The organism is Burkholderia sp. Ax-1724, from assembly GCF_011752995.1.
In the GTDB taxonomy this organism is placed as follows: Bacteria; Pseudomonadota; Gammaproteobacteria; order Burkholderiales; family Burkholderiaceae; genus Paraburkholderia.
Genome location: NZ_VWWL01000004.1, coordinates 235,783 through 257,198 on the forward strand (window position 1 = coordinate 235,783; position 21,416 = coordinate 257,198).

16 protein-coding genes are annotated in these 21,416 nt (G+C 66.6%); 9 read left to right on the top strand and 7 right to left on the bottom strand.

Annotation, left to right across the window (positions count from 1 at the left end; translation table 11 throughout):
• The first annotated feature begins 69 nt into the window (after nt 1–69).
• From trpA to purF, 6 genes are all read left to right on the top strand, one after another.
• Nucleotides 70–882, top strand: coding sequence for a tryptophan synthase subunit alpha (trpA, locus tag F3J19_RS06880; RefSeq protein WP_167039101.1), 813 nt, complete (start codon nt 70–72; stop codon nt 880–882).
• A gap of 77 nt (nt 883–959) precedes the next feature.
• The gene (gene accD / locus F3J19_RS06885) at nt 960–1,832 is read left to right on the top strand and encodes an acetyl-CoA carboxylase, carboxyltransferase subunit beta (RefSeq protein WP_167039103.1); all 873 of its coding nucleotides are present in this window, start codon (nt 960–962) and stop codon (nt 1,830–1,832) included.
• A 368-nt stretch (nt 1,833–2,200) separates the two neighbouring features.
• Entirely contained in the window at nt 2,201–3,517 is a 1,317-nt protein-coding gene (gene folC, locus F3J19_RS06890; protein ID WP_167039105.1) for a bifunctional tetrahydrofolate synthase/dihydrofolate synthase, read from the top strand.
• 29 nt (nt 3,518–3,546) lie between these two features.
• Nucleotides 3,547–4,446, top strand: a complete 900-nt coding sequence (locus F3J19_RS06895) for an SPOR domain-containing protein (protein WP_167039107.1) — start codon at nt 3,547–3,549, stop codon at nt 4,444–4,446.
• Nucleotides 4,447–4,453: 7 nt separating this feature from the next.
• Nucleotides 4,454–5,005, top strand: coding sequence for a CvpA family protein (locus F3J19_RS06900; RefSeq protein ID WP_167039109.1), 552 nt, complete (start codon nt 4,454–4,456; stop codon nt 5,003–5,005).
• A gap of 89 nt (nt 5,006–5,094) precedes the next feature.
• The gene (gene purF, locus F3J19_RS06905) at nt 5,095–6,645 is read left to right on the top strand and encodes an amidophosphoribosyltransferase (RefSeq protein ID WP_167039111.1); all 1,551 of its coding nucleotides are present in this window, start codon (nt 5,095–5,097) and stop codon (nt 6,643–6,645) included.
• A gap of 119 nt (nt 6,646–6,764) precedes the next feature.
• Here the strand turns inward: purF and F3J19_RS06910 are convergent, their stop codons facing one another.
• Nucleotides 6,765–6,902 (bottom strand): hypothetical protein, encoded by a 138-nt coding sequence (locus F3J19_RS06910; protein ID WP_167039113.1) that lies wholly within the window; start codon nt 6,900–6,902, stop codon nt 6,765–6,767.
• Here F3J19_RS06910 and F3J19_RS06915 point away from each other — a divergent pair.
• Nucleotides 6,901–8,097 (top strand): O-succinylhomoserine sulfhydrylase, encoded by a 1,197-nt coding sequence (locus tag F3J19_RS06915; RefSeq protein WP_167039115.1) that lies wholly within the window; start codon nt 6,901–6,903, stop codon nt 8,095–8,097. The two genes, F3J19_RS06910 and F3J19_RS06915, sit on opposite strands and share 2 nt — an antisense overlap.
• A 66-nt stretch (nt 8,098–8,163) precedes the next feature.
• Here F3J19_RS06915 and F3J19_RS06920 read toward each other — a convergent pair whose 3' ends face one another.
• A complete protein-coding gene (locus F3J19_RS06920) occupies nt 8,164–8,949 on the bottom strand; it encodes an AraC family transcriptional regulator (protein ID WP_167039117.1) in 786 nt (261 codons plus the stop codon).
• A 43-nt stretch (nt 8,950–8,992) separates the two neighbouring features.
• On the bottom strand, nt 8,993–9,334 hold the full coding sequence (locus tag F3J19_RS06925; RefSeq protein WP_167039119.1) for an FKBP-type peptidyl-prolyl cis-trans isomerase: 342 nt from the start codon (nt 9,332–9,334) through the stop codon (nt 8,993–8,995).
• Nucleotides 9,335–9,527: 193 nt separating this feature from the next.
• On the opposite strand from F3J19_RS06925, the gene F3J19_RS06930 reads away from it, so the two are divergent.
• Complete coding sequence (locus F3J19_RS06930) at nt 9,528–10,343, top strand: HAMP domain-containing sensor histidine kinase (RefSeq protein WP_167039121.1); 816 nt, start codon at nt 9,528–9,530, stop codon at nt 10,341–10,343.
• A 179-nt stretch (nt 10,344–10,522) separates the two neighbouring features.
• Nucleotides 10,523–11,866, top strand: a complete 1,344-nt coding sequence (locus tag F3J19_RS06935) for a hemolysin family protein (protein WP_167039123.1) — start codon at nt 10,523–10,525, stop codon at nt 11,864–11,866.
• Nucleotides 11,867–11,942: 76 nt separating this feature from the next.
• On the opposite strand, the gene treY is transcribed toward F3J19_RS06935, so the two are convergent.
• The 4 genes from treY to glgX all read right to left on the bottom strand — a co-directional run bounded on the left by treY (nt 11,943) and on the right by glgX (nt 21,400).
• Nucleotides 11,943–14,846, bottom strand: a complete 2,904-nt coding sequence (gene treY, locus F3J19_RS06940; protein ID WP_167039126.1) for a malto-oligosyltrehalose synthase — start codon at nt 14,844–14,846, stop codon at nt 11,943–11,945.
• Nucleotides 14,843–17,182, bottom strand: coding sequence for a 4-alpha-glucanotransferase (gene malQ / locus F3J19_RS06945; RefSeq protein ID WP_167039128.1), 2,340 nt, complete (start codon nt 17,180–17,182; stop codon nt 14,843–14,845). The genes treY and malQ overlap by 4 nt, the downstream gene beginning before the upstream one ends.
• A complete protein-coding gene (gene treZ, locus F3J19_RS06950) occupies nt 17,179–19,101 on the bottom strand; it encodes a malto-oligosyltrehalose trehalohydrolase (RefSeq protein WP_167039130.1) in 1,923 nt (640 codons plus the stop codon). Before treZ ends, malQ begins: the two co-directional genes overlap by 4 nt.
• 67 nt (nt 19,102–19,168) lie before the next feature.
• The gene (gene glgX / locus F3J19_RS06955) at nt 19,169–21,400 is read right to left on the bottom strand and encodes a glycogen debranching protein GlgX (RefSeq protein ID WP_167039132.1); all 2,232 of its coding nucleotides are present in this window, start codon (nt 21,398–21,400) and stop codon (nt 19,169–19,171) included.
• Between the last annotated feature and the right edge of the window lie 16 nt (nt 21,401–21,416).

The window sequence follows — 21,416 nt, forward strand, 5'->3', positions numbered from 1 at the left end:
CAGTTGCCGCGAACATGCAGCAAATACACTGTAACGAGCATGCAGTAGCCCTAATCCGAGAATATTTCCATGTCCCGTATCAAGAACACGTTTGCCGCGCTGTCCGCCCAGGGTAAGAAGGGCTTGATCCCGTTCATCACGGCCGGCGACCCGGACCCGGCTCGCACCGTCGAATTCATGCATGCGCTCGTGGCCGGCGGTGCCGATGTCATCGAGCTTGGCGTGCCGTTTTCCGACCCGATGGCCGATGGTCCCGTGATCCAGCGGTCGTCCGAGCGCGCGCTGGAGCGCGGCGTGACGCTGCGCCAGGTGTTCGCCGACGTCAAGCGCTTCCGCGAAACCGACGACAAGACGCCGGTCGTTCTGATGGGCTACGCAAATCCGATCGAGCGGATGGGCGCCGAAGCGTTCGCGAAGGCGGCCAATGAAGCCGGTGTCGATGGCGTGCTGGTGGTCGATTATCCGCCCGAGGAATGCGTTGATTTCGCCGAACAGATGCGATCTGCCGGCATCGATCCGATATTTCTGCTTGCCCCGACCTCAACTGACGAGCGTATCGCCGAGGTCGGCCGGATCGCCAGCGGCTACGTCTACTATGTGTCGCTGAAAGGGGTGACCGGCGCGGCGAATCTGGACGTTTCCAGCATCGCGAGTAAAATCCCGGCCATCAAGTCGCGCGTCCCCCTGCCGGTGGGCGTCGGTTTCGGCATTCGCGACGCGCAAGCGGCGCGCGCGGTGGCCGGTGTGGCCGACGCCGTCGTGATCGGCAGCCGTATCGTTCAATTGCTCGAACAGGCAGCGCCCGACGCCGCTGCCGAGACGCTGACGCGTTTCATCGCCGAAGTGCGCGAGGCGCTCGATAGCGCCGCGACTGCCCGATAACAGTTATTTTTGTCGCTGTCACGTGAGCGGCGGGTTCGTCCCGCCGTTCGCGCAACCGTGACCCAGAAGGATTCCCTATGAGCTGGCTCGATAAGCTGCTGCCGCCGAAAATCAAACAAACCGACCCGAAGAACCGCAAGGGGATTCCGGAAGGCCTGTGGATCAAGTGCCCTTCGTGCGAAGCCGTGCTGTATCGCAACGACGTCGAGGCCAATCTGCATGTTTGCCCGAAGTGCGACCATCACATGCGTATCGGCGCGCGTGAGCGGCTCGACGGCCTGCTCGATCCGGAAGGCCGCTACGAAATCGGCCAGGAAATCGTTCCGGTCGACGCGCTCAAGTTCAAGGACAGCCGCAAGTACCCGGATCGCCTTAAAGAGGCGATGGACGAAACCGACGAAACCGACGCCATGGTCGTGATGGGCGGCGCGATTCACACGCTGCCGGTCGTGGTCGCATGCTTCGAGTTCTCGTTCATGGGCGGCTCGATGGGTTCGGTGGTCGGCGAGCGCTTTGCGCGCGGCGCACAGAACGCGCTCGAACAGAAGGTGCCGTTCATCTGCTTTACCGCTTCGGGCGGCGCGCGGATGCAGGAAAGCCTGCTGTCGCTGATGCAGATGGCGAAAACCACGGCGATGCTCACGAAGCTCGCCGAAGCGAAACTGCCGTTCATCTCCGTACTGACCGATCCGACGATGGGTGGCGTGTCCGCGAGCTTCGCGTTCCTCGGCGACGTCGTGATCGCCGAGCCGAAGGCGCTGATCGGCTTTGCCGGCCCGCGCGTGATCGAACAGACCGTGCGTGAAAAGCTGCCGGAAGGTTTCCAGCGCGCCGAGTTCCTGCTGCAGAAGGGCGCGATCGACATGATCGTCGACCGTCGCAAGCTGCGCGAGGAAATCGCGCAATTGCTGGCGTTGCTGAGCCATCAGCCGGCGGATGCCGTGGCGTAAAGCTGGCCGTACCGCACGTCGTACAGCTATTTGCTCTGCCGCTTCGCCGCGAAAAACGCGCGGCGGCGGTCAGAGAAATCGTCAAAAAGAGCGCGCCGCGTGAGCAATCAAGCGGCGCGCTGTCATTTCCGGGATAATTGCGGTCTCTTGCAATGCGACGGCGATTGCCTCTGGCGGAAGCCGCAACGAAAGAGGCTGCGCGGCTTTCTTTGTGCGCATAAACCGCGCTGGCGCGCGTGCCCGGCTCGACCTGAACCGCCGGGCCCGCGCCTATTCATAGCGTTGCCACTAGCACTGCCGGACCGAAAACTCGCGAACGAACCCGCGAACCACCCGCGAAGACTCTCGACTCACTCAAGATTCACCCGATGACGACATTCCCCACCCTTGACGCGTGGCTCACGCACCTTGAATCCGCGCATCCGGTCGGCATCGACATGGGTTTGGGCCGCATCTCCAAGGTGCGTGACGCAATGCAGTTGTCGTTCTCCTGCCCGATCATCACGGTCGGCGGCACGAATGGCAAAGGCTCGACCTGCGCGATCATGGAAGCCATTCTGTTGCGCGCGGGCTTCACGGTCGGCTGCCACACGTCGCCGCATCTGCTGTCGTTCAACGAGCGGGCGCGAATCAACGGCGAGATGGCGAACGACGCGGACCTGCTGCCGCACTTCGAAGCCGTCGAAACCGCGCGCCTGAGCCTTGCCGAGCCCGTCACGCTGACTTATTTCGAATTCACGACGCTCGCGATCATGAGCCTGTTCGCGTCGCGCGGGCTCGATGCGGTGATCTTCGAAGTCGGTCTGGGCGGCCGTCTCGACGCCGTCAATATTCTGGACACGGACTGCGCGATCATCACGAGCATCGATCTCGATCACATGGATTATCTCGGCGATACGCGCGAGAAAATCGCCTTCGAAAAAGCCGGCATTTTCCGTCCGGGCAAGCCGGCGATCTGCGCGGACCCGGTGCCGCCGCAATCGCTGATCGATCACGCGGAAAAAATCGGCGCCGAGCTGTGGCTATTCGGCCGCGATTTCCGTTACGAAGGCCAGGCGGGCAGCGAGCGCCAACAGTGGAGCTATGTCGGCCCGACGCTGCGGCGCTCGGCGCTTGCCTATCCGTCGCTGCGCGGCGCGAATCAGCTGATCAACACATCGGCGGCGCTGGCCGCGCTCGAAGCATTGCGCGACCGCCTGCCGGTGTCGGCGCAGGACATCCGGCTCGGCATCGCCAACGTCGATCTGCCGGGGCGTTTCCAGGTGCTGCCAGGCAAGCCGTCCATCGTGCTCGACGTCGGCCACAATCCGCATGCGGCTGCGGTGCTCGCGCAAAACCTCGGCAACATGGGCTTTTTCCCGTACACGTACGCGGTGTTCGGCGCGATGCGCGACAAGGACATCGCCGGCGTGCTCAATCACCTGAAGGGCGAGATCGATCACTGGTGCGTGACCGATCTGCCGACCCCGCGGGCGGCGTCGGCGCAGGAGCTCGAAACGGCATTGCGCGAGCAGGGCGTGAGCGAGGGTGGGGGCGCCGACAGCAGCGTGACGCGTTACGCGAGTCCGGCAGAAGCTTTCCAGGACGCGCTAAAACGTGCGTCGGAGAATGATAGAATCGTGGTTTTCGGCAGTTTCTATACGGTAGCAGGTGTGATGGCCTACCGGAAATCGCAGCAACACTGAGCGGGCGCCAGGCTCGAACCAAGCGATTCATGGGAATTTTCTCGTTCGGCAAGAAAGACGACGCGCCCAGCCGGCGCGGCGCAAACACCAGTTCCAATCGGGCCGCCCGGGGTGAGCGCGTCGAGCGGCGCACCCGCCGCACCGAGCGCTCCGTCGATGCCGATGCCATGCTGCTCGACCCTACGCTGCCGGAAAAGCAGCGTGCGCGGCGCCGGCTTGTCGGCGCGATCGCGCTGGTCGTCGCGGCGGTGATTATCCTGCCGATGGTGCTCGACTCACACCCGAAGCCCGTCACCGACGACATCTCCATCGACATTCCGAGCCGGCCCGCGCCGAAGCTCGCCAAATCCACCGCCAGCGAAGACGTGCAGGCCGGCGTCGCGCCAGATAATCCGCCTGCCGCCGACGCGGGTCTCTCCGCTTCCGGCCTTGCGCCGGCAACGACCGCCGCCACGAAGCCGGCACAGTCGGGCACGAGCACCGCGAAGCAGGACGCGAAGCCGGCCACGAGCGCAACTGCTGCGGCCAAGCCCGCCGCGAAACCGCAGGCGCCGGCGCTCGCCGCCAACACCGCTCCCGCGAAGCCGACCAAGGCACCGGCCACCGCCGCTACGTCGACCGACGACGACACGAACACGGCCGCCGCCAGCGCCGACGCCAATTCCGGCACGCCGGCATCGCCGCCCGGCAGCCGTTTCGCGGTCCAGCTCGGCGCCTTCGCGAACGAAACGAACGCGCGCAATTGGGTCTCGAAGTTGAAAGCGGCCGGCGTACCCGCATATATCGAACATCGCAAGCAGGCAGACGGCTCGACCATGGCGCTGTTGCGCGCCGGTCCGTTCGCCGACCGCGCCTCGGCCACCGAAGCGATCGCGAAGGTTCGCGGGGCCGGTCTGATGGCGGGCTCGAACAGCGGTGCCGCTCAGTAAGCCAGCGATGTTCACTGCCTTCGACTACGCTGTAATGGCGGTGATCGGCTTGTCGGCGCTGCGTGGCGCCTGGCGCGGTTTGCTGTCGGAAGTATTCGGTTTGATCGGCTGGGTCGCGGCGTTTTTCCTGGCTTGCGAGTTCGTCGGCTACGTGGTCCCTTATATCCCGTCCAACTGGCCGGGGGGCGCGCTGACCCAGTGGCTGCTGGCTTTCTCGCTCGTGGTGATCGGCGTGGTGCTGGTGTCGAGCGTGGTGAGCGCGCTGCTCAGCCGTCTCGTGCAGGTCACGGGCCTCGGCGGCGCGGACCGCTCGCTCGGTTTGATGTTTGGCCTCGTGCGCGGGGTCGTTCTGGTGCTGATTCTGGTCGCTCTCGCAGGCTTGACCGAACTGCCCAAACAGGAATTCTGGCGCAACGCGCTGCTTCGCCCGTATGCGGCAGAAGGCGTGCTCGCTCTGAAATCGCTGCTTCCCGAGGCGCTCGCCGCTTACGTCCACGTGGACGATCCGGGCGCCCAGAGCAATGCAGGACAGGACCCCGGCACCCGCCGGCTGCCTTGACGCCGTAGCGCGTACCGTCGCGGCATCGCGCGTACGCCGTCGCAGGCACCGGGCGCCATCATGAATTTCGTACCTTTGAAGGACATGCCATGTGCGGCATCGTAGGCGTAGTTTCCCACTCTCCGGTCAACCAGCTCATCTATGACAGCCTGCTGCTGCTGCAGCACCGCGGTCAGGACGCCGCCGGCATCGCAACCGCGAACGGCAGCAATTTCCACATGCACAAGGCCAACGGCATGGTGCGCGACGTGTTCCGCACGCGCAACATGCGCAGCCTGCCCGGCACGACCGGCATCGGCCAGGTCCGCTACCCGACGGCCGGTTCGGCGTCGAGCGAAGAAGAAGCCCAGCCGTTCTACGTGAACGCGCCGTTCGGCATCATCCTCGCGCACAACGGCAATCTGACCAACTGGCAGCAGCTGAAAGACGAGATGTTCCGCATCGATCGGCGCCATGTGAACACCAATTCCGACACCGAAGTGCTGCTCAACGTGCTCGCGCACGAATTGCAGCTGTCGAGCTCGGGCCTGCAGCTCGATCCGGCCGCGCTGTTCAAGGCGGTGTCGGGCGTGCATCGCCGTGTGCGCGGCTCGTACGCGATCGTCTCGCTGATCGCCGGTTACGGCCTGCTCGGTTTCCGCGACCCGTTCGGCATTCGCCCGCTGTGCATCGGCAAGCAGGAAACGGCGCAGGGCGTCGAGTGGATGCTGGCGTCGGAATCGGTGGCGATCGAAGGCATCGGCTTCGAGTTCGTGCGCGACGTCGCGCCGGGCGAAGCCATTTTCATCGACGCCGACGGCCAGTTGCATGCGCAGCAATGCGCGACCGCTCCGAGCCTGAACCCGTGCATCTTCGAACTCGTGTATCTCGCGCGTCCGGACTCGGTGCTCGACGGCGTGCCGGTCTACAACGTGCGTCTGCGCATGGGCGACTACCTCGCCGAGAAAGTCCGCCGCGAGCTGCCCGACGTCGCGATCGACGTCGTGATGCCGATTCCCGACTCGTCGCGCCCGGCCGCGATGCAGGTCGCGAAGAAGCTCGGCGTCGAGTATCGCGAAGGCTTCTTCAAGAACCGCTACGTGGGCCGCACCTTCATCATGCCGGGCCAGGCGGTGCGCAAGAAGTCGGTGCGCCAGAAGCTCAACGCGATGAACATCGAGTTCAAGGGCAAGAACGTACTGATCGTCGACGACTCGATCGTGCGCGGCACGACCTCGCACGAAATCGTGCAGATGGCGCGCGACGCGGGCGCGAACAAGGTGATTTTCGCCTCGGCGGCGCCGCCCGTGAAATTCCCGAACGTCTACGGCATCGACATGCCGACGCGCGGCGAACTCGTCGCGCATGGCCGCACGGACGAAGAAGTCGCGCGTATGATCGGCGCGGATCACCTCGTGTATCAGGACGTCGATGCGCTCAAGCAGGCGGTGCGCGACATCAACCCGGCGCTGAAGGAGTTCGAGGCGTCGTGCTTCGACGGCCACTACGTGACCGGCGACATCACGACCGAGTACCTCGATCGCATCGAAAGCGCGCGTCTTGAGCCGTCGTCGCAATCGGATCGCGACGCCGCGAGCGAGGCGATCGACGGCGGCGGCCCGGCGCGTTCGCAGCTGCATCTGCAGCTGTCGGTAGGCTGAGCGCACACCGCGGCGCGAGCGTGTTAGCATGACGGCTTGCGTCGATTTGATCTCAGCTTGCGGACGCGGGGCAACCCGAAACAGCTAAAGCGAAAGGCGGAAAGCCGCAATCATCCGCCCTAGCTCCAGCTTCCCCGCACATGAAGCCCGCTTATGCCGACGCAAAAGCGGGCTTTTTTGTTGCTGCCGTACGGCGTCGCGCCGTCTCCGATGCGCACCGCACGCAGCCATGGAACCTTGGAAACCAGAACCAACATGGACGACTCCCTGAACTTCGACTTCGATACGCTGGCCGTCCGCTCGGGCACCGCGCGCAGCGACTTCAACGAGCATTCGGAAGCGATTTTCCTGACCTCGAGCTTCGTGTTCGCGAGCGCCGCGGATGCCGCCGAGCGCTTCAAGAACTCCGAAGACTATTTCACGTACTCGCGCTTCACGAACCCGACCGTCTCGATGTTCCAGGACCGCCTGGCCGCGCTCGAAGGCGGCGAGGCCTGTATCGCGACGGCGTCGGGCATGGCCGCGATCATGTCGGTCGTGATGTCGACGTTGCAGGCGGGCGACCACCTCGTGAGCTCGCAGGCGCTGTTCGGCTCGACGCTCGGCATGTTCTCGCAGATTTTCAGCAAGTTCGGCATTACGACCACGTTCGTCGATCCGACCGATCTCGACGCATGGAAAAACGCCGTGCGTCCCGAGACGAAGATGTTCTTCCTCGAAACGCCGTCGAACCCGTTGACCGAAGTCTCCGATATCGAGGCGATCAGCAAGATCGCCCGGGCGGCCAATGCGCTGTTCGTCGTCGATAACTGTTTCTGCAGCCCGGCCTTGCAGCAGCCGCTGAAGCTCGGCGCGGACGTCGTCATGCATTCGGCCACCAAGTTTCTCGACGGCCAGGGCCGCGTGCTCGGCGGCGCGCTGGTCGGCTCGAAGAAATTCATCATGGAGAAGGTGTTTCCGTTCGTGCGCAGCGCCGGGCCGACGCTGTCGGCGTTCAACGCGTGGGTGCTGTTGAAGGGCATGGAAACGCTGTCGCTGCGCGTCGAAAAGCAGTCGGCGAATGCGCTCGAAATCGCGCGCTGGCTCGATTCGCATCCGGCTGTGAATCGCGTGTTCTATCCGGGGCTCGAATCGCATCCGCAGCATGCGCTCGCGATGCGTCAGCAGAAGTCGGGCGGCGCGATTGTGTCGTTCGAGCTGAAGGGCGACACGCCCGAGCAGATGCGCGCCAATGCATGGCGCGTGATCGACAGCACGAAGGTTTGCTCGATCACCGGCAACCTCGGCGACACGCGCACCACGATCACGCATCCGGCGACGACCACGCACGGCCGTATCACGCCGGAAGCGCGCGCGGCGGCGGGCGTCAGCGAAGGTCTGATCCGGCTTGCGGTGGGGCTCGAAAACGCCGGCGATATTCGCGCCGATCTGGAGCGCGGGCTGGCGGGGTAAGCGGGGGAAAGTGCCAGCCAGCAGAACTGGTGTGGGCCATACCGGCTCACGCAGCCTCTCGCCTCATCAATGACGCAGCGCCCGCCACTGTCCGGGCGCGAGCCCAAAGCGCCGCGTGAACGCGTGCGTGTAAGCGCTCTGATCGGCGAAGCCGATGTCGAGCGCGATTTCAGTCAATGAAAGACGCGGGTCCGCGAGCAGCGTGAGCGACGTGTCGAGCCGCAGCCGCTGCAAATAGCGATGCGGCGTTTCGCCGAATGCGTCGATAAAAAGCTGGTGAAAACGGCGCATGCCGAAGCCGCAATGCGCGGCGAGATCGGCGATACGCAATGGCTCAGAGAGATGCGCGCGCAGCCAGCGGTCGATGCGCGCGAAATCGAGGCCGGCGCCTGCGGCCCGCGCGCCCGCAAGCGTGCCGGCGTCGGCGATAAGCGCCGCGCCGAGACGCGCGGCGGCGTCCCAATGGAAGCGGCGGTTGAGGGCGTCGCCTTGCGCGTCGACCGCGCCCCCTGTTGCATGCGCGGCGATCCGATGCACGAGTTGCGCGAGCGACGCATCCACCGTAACGGCCCGAGGGCGCTCGAACAGCCGCTCGGGCACGGCCAGCGACGCAGCCGGCAAATCCAGCACCAGTTGCCGGTTTTCGCCGACACCCGCGTAATCGTGCCGCGCGCCGGCCGGAATCAGCCATGCGGAACCGGCGTCGATCTGCTGCGCGACGCCGTCTACCGCCATCACCATCGCGCCGTCGAGCCCGAGCACGACCTGATGAAAGTCGTGCACGTCCGACGCTTCGATTGCGCCGTAGCGGCGCAACGAAACGTTAGGGGCGGTGACGGCGGCGTGGCTCATGAAAAACAGCCTGGGTGTAGCCGGAATGGACCCGAGGGCCGACTCAGACTTCGAGCAGCTCGACTTCGAACACGAGCGTTGCGTTCGGCGGAATCACGCCGCCCGCGCCGCGCACGCCGTAGCCGAGTTGCGGCGGAATGGTCAGCTTGCGCTTGCCGCCGACCTTCATGCCTTGCACGCCTTCGTCCCAGCCCTTGATGACCATGCCGCCGCCCAGCACGAATGCGAACGGGTCATTGCGGTCTTTGCTCGAATCGAACTTCTGGCCGTCGGTCAGCCAGCCCGTGTAGTGCACGGTCACGGTTTTGCCGGCTACCGCTTCGGCGCCGGCGCCTTCCACGAGGTCTTCGTACTTCAGGCCGGATTCGGTCGTCACAGTCGACATGCGTCGCTCCTCTCATCAAAACGTAAAACCGACATTGTAGGCGTGTTGAGCCGCATCGCCGAGTCTTGCCGGGCATTGCAGGTGGCACGCGGATTGCGCGCCATTAGCCGTTCGGCCAGGCTGGTCGGCCCGGACCGCTTGCCTATAATGGGACATTCCTTCAATCACCGCCATTGCCTGAGAGAGCTCGATCGTGACAACGTCTTCAACCGGGGCGGCTGACGTACAGTCCGCGCCTGCCGGCTTTGCCATTTCCGAACGCAGTGCGCATCTGCGCGCGCAAACCGCGTTGTTCATGCGCGATCATGTGCTGTCGCTGGTGTCGCACGATCTGCGTGGTCCGTTGAATGCGATCCATAGCTGGGCCTACGTGCTCGAGCGCAAGCTCGATGCGAGCGACCCGAACTCGCAGCGCGCGATTGCCGGCATTCGCAGCGGCGTCGATCAGCAGGTCAAGCTGCTCGAAACGGTGGTCGATGCGACGCGCGCCGAAACGAAGTCGCTCGCGCTCGCGTATGCGCCGTTTTCTCTGCATCCGCTGCTCGACGAAACCATCGCCGAGGTCCGCACCGGTCTCGCTCGCGCGCGCGGCGTCGAGATCAGGCTCGACTCGCAGCTTGCCACCGAGCAGTTGAACGGCGACCGCGAGCGGCTCGTCGCCGCCTTGTGGCTGATGCTCACGTTTGCGGTCGAAGCGGGCGCGCCGGGTGCCGAGGTCGCGCTGAGCACGCGCGCGGACGCGGGCGCGTGGCACGCGAGCGTGGTGTACGAGCCGAACCAGGCCGCGCTGAACGATGCCGCGTTGCCCCACCTGCTGGAAGCGTTTGCGCGCAAGCAGGCAGGCGAGCCGCGCGAAGCGAAACGCATTGCATGGGTGTTCGCGCTGTGCAAGCGCGTCGCGGAAGCACACGGCGGCAGCTTCGAGCAAAGCGACGCGGTGGACGGCGACGGCAACGGCGTTGCCACGCTCACGCTGCGCGTGCCGTTCAGCGCGAGCGTACCGAAATGAATACGAACGAACACGAATGAGTACGATTGAGCATGGGGTGCCGGCATGCCGGGCACGCAAGCAGGCGCAGGCAACAGGCAGCCGCCGGCAAACACGAGTACGTGCAAATAAGCGCGCTTAACTTTTCACCGAGCTTTCACCCTCTATACTGACAACTTTTGTTGCCGGAGCCCCTCGCTTTGATCCAGGTCGTTGCCCTTATCGGCGCATTGTTTCTCGTTGCCCTCAACGGCTTTTTCGTCGCCGCTGAATTCGGTCTGGTGAAACTGCGGCAGACGCGCGTGCAAAGCCTCGCGGCCCAGCACGGCATGCGTGGGCGCCTGCTCGCGAAAGTGCATGGACAACTCGATGCCTATCTGTCGGCGTGTCAGCTCGGCATCACGCTCGCCTCGCTCGGTCTTGGCTGGATCGGCGAGCCCGCGTTCGCGCAACTGCTGACGCCGCTCTTCAAGGTGATCGGCGTCGAATCGGAACAGCTGATCCACGGCATTTCGCTGTTCTTCGCGTTCTCGTGCATCTCGTTCCTGCATATCGTCGTCGGCGAACTCGCGCCGAAGTCGCTCGCGATCCGCGAAGCGGAGAAGGTGTCGCTATGGGCCGCGATGCCGCTGTACGGTTTTTACTGGGTGATGTATCCGGCCATTTGGGTGCTCAATACGAGCGCGAACACGGTACTGAAGGCAGCGGGGCTCGATACCGGTCACGGTCACGATTCCCATTACTCGACCGACGAACTCAAGCTGATCCTGCGCGGTCGCCGCGCACAGGTCGCGAGCGGACGCGTGGCGACCGATGGCGCCTACAGCCAGGACGAATGGAACACGATTGCGCATTCGCTCGATTTTTCGCGCATGACCGTGTCGGACCTGATGCGGCCGGCGCATGAAATGGTCAGCCTGCGGCGCGATCTGCCCTTGCGCGACAACATGCAGGTGGTCGCGCAGCATCGCTTCAGCCGCTATCCGCTATTCGAGGATGCCTCGGGCGAGCGCGTCGCCGGCATGATTCACCTGAAGGACCTGCTGCTCGCGCGCCAGGCCGGCAGCACGCTCGACGATCTCGGCCGCTACGTGCGCCCGGTGCAATGCGTGCGGCCCGATCTACCGGCGCTCGAACTGTTTCGTCGCTTTCGCAAGGGCGCGCCGCACTTTGCGCTGGTCGGCTACAAGCATGCGAAGCCGATCGGCTTTCTCACGCTCGACAATCTGCTCGGCGCGCTGGTGGGGCAGATTCACGACGAATTCCGTCAGGGCGATGCCGACTGGACTCGCATGGACGACGGCACGCTGATGGGCAAAGGCAGCTTGCCGGTGGTGTCGCTCGAACGCGCGCTTGGTATCGATATCGACGAGGGCCGGGCGGAATCGGTCGGCGGTCTCGTGATCCAGGCGCTCAACGATCTGCCGAGCGAGGGGCAGCGCATCGAGTTCGAAGACTTCGACGTGGTCATCAAGAAGATGAAGGGCCCACGCATCGTGCTCGTGCGCGTGTATCCGAAGATGTTCGACGACGAAGGCGGTTGAGCGGTCGTTCAAAGCCGGCGCTCAAGGTTAAGTCCAAGCCTGGGAGTGCACTTCAACTTACCCGCAAAAGCCGCCCTCAACTCCGCGGCACGCCGTCCTCGACCAGCACCGCCACCGGCATCGCCGCCAACGCATCGCGCAGATACAGCAAACCATTCTCGTCGACCTTCGGCGCGGCCGGACTCAGCCAGTCGAACAGCGCGCGCGCCGACAGATCGGACGGCATCTCGATGGCCGTATCGGCCCATCGCTCGGGCTCGACGAGCGGCAAATCTCCTTGAGCGCTCCCGGCGTCACCTGCGCCGGTATCGCGCCCGGTTCGAAGCAGCCTCGCCGCAAGCCGGCTCGCCACCACCACGGCCCACGCATTGCCATGCCGCCGCGCGAACGCAATCACACTCGACGCATGCGCGCCCCGCACCGCGAGCGGCAGATACGCACCCTGGCTCAGCAATTCCGGCAGATGCGTGCGCAACGCGAGCACACGCTGGATTACCGCGAGCTTCACGCGTCCGTCGCGCCAATCCGCGAGAAGCTCCGACGGCGGTGTCTGTGCCGTCGCGAGCGATGCTTCGCGCTGCGCGAAATCGACGGGCCGCCGATTGTCGGGATCGACGAGGCTGAAGTCCCACAACTCGGTGCCTTGATAAAGATCGGGAATCCCCGGCGACGCGAGCCGCAGCACCGTCTGTTGCAAGCCGTTGAGCGCGCCCGCGCGGCCGATGCGCTCGACGAACGCCGCCAGCTCCTTCAGGAAGCCGTCGCGCCGCTGCGGCGCGAGGATGTCGAACAGGAAGTCGCGGCAGCCCGCTTCGTAGGCTTCGTCGGGCGCGAGCCAACTGGTTTGCAGTTTCGCCTCGCGCAGCGCCTTCAACTGCCATTGCGCGACGCGCTCGGCCAGTGCCTTGACGCCGGCTTCGTCGCCGGCACGTAGCAGAAGCGGCCAGCAGCCCACGAGCGTCTGATACAGCATCGCCTCGGCGGCGGGGCCCGGCGCCCATGCGTCGCTCGTGTCCCGACTCACGCTGCTGATCGGCGTGCCGTCGAGCGCGCGCCGCTGCGGCGCGTTCAAGGTCGACCACGCGCGCAACGTCGCGCTCCATTCGTCGGCGATCTCGCTGAGCACCGCGAGCCGCGCGCGCACGTCCTCGCCGCGCTTGTGATCGTGCGTGGCCGTGGCGAGCAAGGCATGCGGAAAGCGTTGCGCGCGCTCCCGGTTGCGCGCGTGAAACGGCTCGACCGGTAATGCGAATTCGCTCGGGTCCGAGCCGACTTCGTTGCGCGACAACAGGCGGCCGTAGCGGTAGCACGCGGTGTCCTCGATGGCCTTCGCGGCGAGCGGCGCGGTCAGCTGCGAGAACAGCGTCTGCGCGTTGCGTCGCGACGACCCCGTGTGCGAGGGCGGGCCGCCGCCTTGCGCCGACGGTGGCTGCGGCGCGCCGGGCCGTGCGGGCGGCGCGTCTTCGGCGCTGCCGCCGAGCCATGCGTTCACGCGCTCGAGCGCGGCATGATCGGCGCGCGGCAGCGTCGCCCGCGCGCGGGCGAGCGCTGCGTCGAAGTAGACGTTGTCGGCGGCGCTGCGCAAGCCGTTCTGCGGATAGATGCGGTACACCGGGAAATGCACGACCAGTTCGGTCAGCACGCGGCGCAGCGTCGTGAACGTGAAGTCGCGCGTCGCTAGCGAATCGCGCGCGATGCGGTGCAATGCGCGCGCGGCGCGATCGAGTTCCGCCGCGAGGTTTTCCGCGAGAATCTTGCGGCGCGCGGCGAGCGCTTCGTCGGCGAAATGCGCGGCGCGGCCGGTCAGCTCGACCCATGTGCGCGCGAGCGGTTCGGCGCCGGCCGGATCGTGCAGCAGCGCGCCGACGTCGTTCATGAAGTCGTAGCCGGTTGTACCGTCGATGGGCCAGTCGTCGCGCAGCGGCTCGTCGTGGCCGAGAATCTTCTCGACCACGACGTACGGCGCCGTGTCGCGCAACTCGGCGAGCCGTTGCCGCAGGCGCTGGCAGTATTCGCGCGGCTCGGCGAGTCCGTCGACGTGATCGATGCGCAGACCGTCGACGAGCCCTTCGCGATACAGCCGGAAGATCAGCGCATGCACCGCGTCGAACACCTCGGGCCGCTCGATACGCACGCCCGCGAGCGTCGAGATGTCGAAGAAGCGCCGCCAGTTCACTTCGTCGGATGCGGTGCGCCACCACGCGAGCCGGAAGTGCTGCCGTTCGAGCAGCCGATGCAGCCGGTCGCGCGTGACCGGGTCTTCCGGTGCATACGCTTCGAGCACGAAGTCGAGCGCCGCGGCGCCGTTGCGCGCCGCGAACTCGCGCAGCGCGTCGCGCGCAACGGCCGCGTGCGGCTGATCGGCGGGCTGCGTCGTGAGTCCCTGAAAGCGGTTGGCGAGCGCGCCCAGATCGGCGCGCTCGGCGCTCAGCAGGATCGCCGCGTAATCGATCGGGCACACCGGGAACACGTGCGGGCCGTAGCGAACATCAAAGCGCCCGCTGTCGGCCGCGAAATGCAGCGCGATGCGGCCCGCGGCAAGCTCCTCGCCGTAGGGCGCGCCGAGCATCGGCAGCAGCACCTTGCCGCGCAAGGCGGGGTCGGGCGAGTGCCAGTCGACGTCGAAGTGGCGCGCATACGTGCTGTGGCGTCCCCATTCGAGGATGTCGAGCCACCACGCGTTGCTCGATCCGCCGACGCCCATATGGTTCGGCACCATATCGACGATGAGGCCCATGTCGTGCGCGCGCAGCTTTTCGACGAGGCGCCGCAAGCCCGCCTCGCCGCCGCATTCGGCGCTGACTTCGGTATAGTCGACGGTGTCGTAGCCGTGCGTCGAGCCGGGCTCGGCCGTCGTGATCGGCGATGCGTACAGGTGGCTGATGCCGAGCGCGGCGAAGTATTCGACGTGGCGCGCGGCGTCGTCGAACGTGAAGCCTCGATGGAACTGCAGGCGTAGGGTGGAGCGTGGGACGGTCATGGCGTGTCGGGCTCCGAAGAAGCGTTGGATGAAGGGGTAGCGGGGCGCGCCGAAGTCGACGCCGGAGCCGGAGCCGGAGCCGAAGCCGGGGAAGCGGAAGAGGCCGAAGCATCCGAATCCGGCGCGCCGGCCGGCACCGAAGCGGCGGCGCGGCGCACGCGGTCGATCTCGCGCAGGCGCTTGCTGAACGCGGCGTCGTCGAACATCGCATCGACCGGCAGCGTCATGCGGCGGCGCCAGTTCGGATGCTCGTCGATCGAGCCCGGCAGGTTCGGCTGCTCGACGAGCGCGAGCAGGTCTTCGAGCGGCAGCGTGACGAGCTCGCAGGGCGTGGCCGCGACGAACGCGAGCGCCGCGTCGACCGGCGCGCTGTCGGGGGGCGCGCCGTCCTGCGGGCCGCGCGGGGACAACGCGTGGGCGGCTACGCCCGCCTGCTGGAACGCGCGCCACAACTTCGCGCGGTCGTGCGCGCGTTCTTCCTGCGCGACCTGCTCGGGATCACGGCCATCGGCGCGCGCCAGCGTCTGCCCGATCCGGTTGCGCCACGTGATGTCGCTGCCGCGCCACCAGCCGGCCACGGTCGGCAGATCGTGGGTGGTGGTTGTGCCGACCGCATGGCGGTCCCAGTCGCGCGGCGCCTTGAAGCCGTCGCCGCCGGACGCGCCCTCGAACCACAGCACGCGAATGCCGTCGATGCCATGTTCGTCGAGCCGCTCGCGAAACCCGGGCGGCACGGTGCCGAGGTCCTCGCCGATCACGATCGCGCGATGCCGCCACGATTCGAGCGCGATAAGCCGCAACAGGTCTTCGAGCGGATAGCGCAGATACGCGCCGTTGCGCGCGCTCTCGCCGTCGGGCACGAGCCACAGCCGCCGCAAGCCGAGAATGTGGTCGATGCGGATGCCGCCCGCCTGCGCGAACGCGGCGCGCAGCATGTCGATGAACGCGGCGAAGCCCTGCGTGCGCATCGCGCGCGGCGAGAACGTGGTGAGTCCCCACGACTGGCCGGCCTGGTTGAAGAGATCGGGCGGCGCGCCGACCGACACGCCGCGCAGCATGTCGTCGGGATACGACCATGCGTGACTGCCGGCGCTGTCGCAGCCCACCGCGAGATCGGCGATCAGGCCGATCGCCATGCCGGCTTCGCGCGCGACGTGCTGCGCATGCGCCAGGCCGCGTGCGGCGAGCCATTGCAGGAACAGATGGAAGTCGACCTCGGCGCGATGCGCGGCGGCGAATGCCTCGACTTCGGGGCTGCGCGGATCGCGCAACGCCTCGGGCCAGTTGCGCCAGTGTCCGTCGCCGCCCTGCGCGAGCTGCGCGGCCTGCAACGCTTCGAAGCGCGCGTGATCTTCGAGCGCGCGGCCGGCGCGTTCGCAGAAGCCGTGAAATTCGAGCGCGCGCGGCGTGGGCTGTGCGCGCTCGTCGGTGTTGAACCGCTCGTAGAGCGCGCGCAATACCTTGAACCTCAGCGGTGTCGCATTCGGCCAGTCGATCAGCGGCGCGTTTTCGTATTGCGCGTATTGCGCCCACGCGTTGCGCGCGCTTGCCGACGGCAGCACGGCCGCCAGCGCGGCCTGCATCGCGTCGGCGCCGAACATCGCGGCGGGGTCGATATGCGCGACGTTGAGCCACAAGCGCGAGGACGGCGAGTAGGGGCTGAAGCGCTCGGGCTGCGCGCTGAACATCGCATGCGTCGGGCTGACGGCGAGCGCATGCGCGCCGCGTTGCGCGCTGTGCCGCGCGAGTTGCGCGAGCGCCGTGTAATCGCCGATGCCGCCGTCGCCCGCGCGGCGCAAGCCGTACAGTTGAGCGGCGATGCCCCACAGCGGCGGCGCGGGCGGTGCCTCCCGGCCGTCGTGCAAGGTGCGCCACGCATCGGCGACGGTATAGCAGCGCGGCGGCGCGACCGCGAGCGTCACATGCTGCTCGTTGATGACGAGCGTGTGATAGCCGGCTTCGTCGATCGGCGCGAGCAGCGCTTCCTCGCCCTTCGGCGCCGTGAAGCGGCCGTCGATGATCGAACCGCTTTCGAGTTCGATCCGGTAATGGCTGCCCGATTTGACCGCGGCGGCGGGCAGTGCGATACCGCGCCCGACCATTGCGGTCATCAGCGGCGGTAGCTTGCGGCCCGATAGTTCGGTCTCCAGAGCGGCGGCGCTCTGGCGAGTCTGCGTGGCGTTGCCGCACGGCAGACCCATGCGTTCGAGCAGCGTCGCGAGCGTGCTCTCGGGCACGCGCTGCGTCGTGCGATGCGCGTCCTGCCACTCCACCTCGAAGCCGGCGCGGACGGCGAGCGCGGCGATCCTGTCGTTGGGGGGGCGTCGGGTCGTCACGCGCGATGCTCCTGGCGGCCCGCGATGCGCGCATCGTGGCCGCTCGCGTATTCGCTGACGTCGCCCGTGAGCCACGCGACGAACGCATGCGCCGGCAACACGTGGGCATCGATCCGCTCGCGCACGCGCGGCGGCGTTTCGAAGATCACCTTGCCGTCGGGCGCGTGCCCGAACGCAACCTCGTCTTGCGACAGATTCAGCGCGATCGACAACGTCTCGCCGTCGCCGAGTTTCCAGCGCGCGACGAGCGCGTTCGCGTCGCTGCCGTCGGCTGCGGGCAGCACGCGCGCGCCGAGTGCTTTGCCGTGCTTCAGACGCGGCGTGATGAGCTTCGCGCGCACCGCGAGCGCGGACTTGTAGAAGTGCAGCCAGTCGAGGCGGTCGGGGTTCGACGCCGCAGCGGCAGCGGCTGCGGCATCGGGCGCGGGCGGCGACGACGCCGCGAACGTCCGCGCATCGTTCGGATCGGGAATCAGCGCGCGCCGCTTTTCGTCGCTAAACGCGGAGAAGCGCGCGAATTCACGCCGACGTCCTTCGCGCACCGCGTCGGCGAGATCGCCGGTGTAGTCGGTGAAAAACAGGAACGGCTGTGTCGAGCCGTACTCCTCGTCCATGAACAGCAGGGGAATCTGCGGCGACAGCAGAAGCAGGCCGGTCGCGGCGCGCAGCGCGTCGTCGGAAGTCAGCGAGCGCAGCCGCTCGCCGCAGGCGCGATTGCCGATCTGGTCGTGGTTCTGCAGGAACATCACGAACGCGGTCGGCGGCAGATGTCCGCAGGCTTCGCCGCGCGGCGCACCGTCGTGAATCGGCGACGGGTCGCCCTGATACGCGAAGCCCTCGGCCAGCACGCGCGCGAGGCGGCGGATCGGCTGGTCTTCGTAGGCGTGGTAGTAGCCTTCGGTTTCGCCGGTCAGCAGCACGTGCAGTGTGTTGTGCGCGTCGTCGTTCCATTGCGCGTCGAAATGCGTGTCGAGCAGGCTCGCGCTGTTGCGCTCGTTTTCGAGCACCAGATGCACGTGGCGGCCATGCTGCACGCGCGCGCGAATATGGTCGGACAATTCGCGCAGCCAGTCGTGATGGCCGATCGCATGCACTGCGTCGAAGCGCAGCCCGTCGATGCGGTATTCGTTGATCCAGTAGACGGCGTTGTCGGTGAAGAATTCGCTCACTTCGCTGCGCTCGAAGTCGATCGCGGGGCCCCACGGCGTCGCCGCGCCCGCGCGGAAAAACGGCCGTGCATAGCGGTGCAGATAATTGCCGTCCGGGCCGAAGTGGTTGTAGACCACGTCGAGAAACACCATCAGGCCGAGACCGTGCGCGGCGTCGATCAGCGCCTTCAACTCGTCGGGGCGGCCGTAGGCGGAATCGGGCGCGTAGGGCAGCACGCCGTCGTAGCCCCAGTTGTGGCGGCCGGGGAAATCGTTCACCGGCATCAGCTCGATCGCGGTGACGCCGAGCGCGGCAAGTGCCGCGAGGCGCTTCTGCACGCCCGCATAGCCGCCCATGGCGCCGACGTGCAATTCGTACAGCACCGTTTCCTCCCAGGGCCGGCCGTGCCAGCCGGTGTGCTCCCAGCGATACGCGCGCGGGTCGATCACTTCGCTCGGTCCATGCACGTCCTGCGGCTGGAAACGCGAGGCCGGATCGGGCACCACCTGGCCGTCGTCGAGCCGGAAGCGGTACAGCGTGCCCGCGCCGCTCTCGACACTCGCCTCGAACCAGCCGTTGCCGGCCGGCGTCATGTCGTGCGCGCCCTGCGCGGGACCGTTTTCGATCAGCACCTGGGCGCTTTTGCACGACGGCGCCCAGAAACGGAAACGCGTGCGCGGCCTGGCGCCCGTCGCGCCGATCAGCTGCGCGCTGAACGGCAGGCAATGCGCGTGATGATGCGCATGAGGATCAATCGGACTTTCGGACATGATTCTTCACCCTTCGAGAATCGGCTATCGAACTGTCTTGCAACGTGTTTGCCGCAGTGGTCGCCGGTTAGGGCGACCCATCGCCTTCCGGCGCTTCCGCGCCGGCCTCGCCGCCGGCGCGAGGATCGGGCGGCAGCGCGCTCAGCAGCCGCGAGCCGTGCCGCGCGCCGGCTTTCCAGCCGGCCTGCCAGTCCGCCTCGCCGCTCGGCTGCGCGGCCAGCATCACGAGCGTGTGCGCGCCGACTTCGACTTCGGCCGTGGCGAGCCGCCGCGGCGCGTCGTCCGGGGCCGCCGTGTCCAACAGCACGTGCCATTCCAGATGCGGGGCGGGCGGAACGAACTGCCGCGGCTCCTCGTGCGCGTTGAGCATCAATAACAATACTTCCGTTTCGCCATTCAGGCCCGGACCCGCGCGGCGCAACGTGAACGCGCGGCCTTCCGGGTCTTCCCAGGCTTCGATCGTAAGCGGGTCGCCGTGCTCGTCGAACCAGCCGACGTCGAACAGGCCCGGCAGCACCTCGCGGTCACCGAACAGAAAACGCGTTTCGCGCAGCAGCGGATGGCGCTTGCGCAACGCGACCATGCGCGCAACGAACTCGGTCATACGCCGGCCTTCCGGCGAATCCGCGAGCGGCCAGTCGAGCCACGATATTTCGTTGTCCTGGCAATACGCGTTGTTGTTGCCGAACTGCGTGCGCAGTGCTTCGTCGCCGGCCAGCAGCATCGGCGTGCCGAGCGCGACCAGCAGCGTCGCGATCAGCGAACGCGACACACGCCGGCGCGTGGCGAGAATCGCGGGGTCGTCGCTCGGGCCTTCCACGCCCCAGTTGCGGCTGCAATTCTCGTTGTGGCCGTCGTTGTTGTCTTCCTGATTCGCCTCGTTGTGCTTCTGCTCGTAAGCGGTGACATCGGCCAACGTAAAGCCGTCGTGTGACGTGATGAAGTTGATCGACGCCCACGGTTTGCGGTGCCGCCGGTTGAACAGATCGGCCGAGCCCGTCAGGCGCGCGGCGAGATCGGGCCGCAGGCCCGCGTCGCCGCGCCAGAAGCGCCGCACGGTGTCGCGAAAACGGTCGTTCCATTCGCTGAAACCGGGCGGATGATTGCCGAGCTGATAGCCGCCGGGGCCGATGTCCCACGGCTCGGAAATCAGCTTGCGCTGAGACAGGAGCGGGTCCTGGCGCAACGCGTCGAAGAGGCCCGAGCCCGGATCGAAGCCGTGGCTCTCGCGCCCGAGCGTCACGCCGAGATCGAAGCGAAAGCCGTCGATGTTGAACGCGCTCGACCAGTAGCGCAGCGAATCCATCACCATCTGCAGCACGCGCGGATGCGCGAGGTTCAGCGTGTTGCCGCAGCCGGTGTCGTTGATGTGGTGGCGCTCGTCGCCGGGAATCAGCCGGTAGTAGCTCGCGTTGTCGAGCCCGCGCCACGAGATCGTCGGTCCCATTTCGTTGCTTTCGCAGGTGTGGTTGTAGACCACGTCGAGCATCACCTCGATGCCGGCCGCGTGCAACTGCCGCACCGCGATGCGCATTTCGTCGAGCCGGTGCGAACTCAGATACGACGGCTCCGGCGCGAAGAACGCGGCGGTGTTGTAGCCCCAGTAGTTGCGCAGCCCGCGCTCGACCAGAAAACGGTCGTTCAGAAACGCATGCACGGGCAGCAGTTCGACCGCTGTCACGCCGAGCTTCAGCAGATGCTCGATGAACTCGGGCGAGGCCAGCGCGGCGAAGGTGCCGCGTTCGTGCTGGCGCAGGTTGGCGCGCAGCATCGAGGTGCCGCGCAGGTGCGTTTCGTAGATCACGGTGTCGCCCCACGGCACGTCCGGGCGCCGGTCGTGCGAGGCGTCGAATGCCTCGTCGATCACGACGCACTTCGGCATCGCGGGCGCCGAGTCGCGCCGGTCGATCGACAGGTCCGCGCGATTCGAATGCATGCGAAAGCCGAACAGGGCATCGGACCAGCGGAATTGCCCGACGAGCTTGTGCGCATACGGATCGAGCAGCAGCTTGTGCGGATTGAAGCGATGCCCGTATTGCGGCTGATACGGCCCGTGCGCGCGAAAGCCGTACGCGGTGCCCGGATGCGCGTTCGGCAGATAGCCGTGCCAGATTTCGTCGGTGCATTCGGGCAGCGCGAAGCGGCGTATCTCCTTGCGGCCGGTGGGATCGAACAGGCAAAGCTCGATTTTCTGCGCGTTCGCGGAGAACACCGCGAAATTCACGCCGAGGCCGTCCCAACTCGCTCCGAGCGGATACGGCGCGCCGGGCAGCAGCCGGTCGGGCATGGCATGCGACATGGTTCCCCTTTCCTGT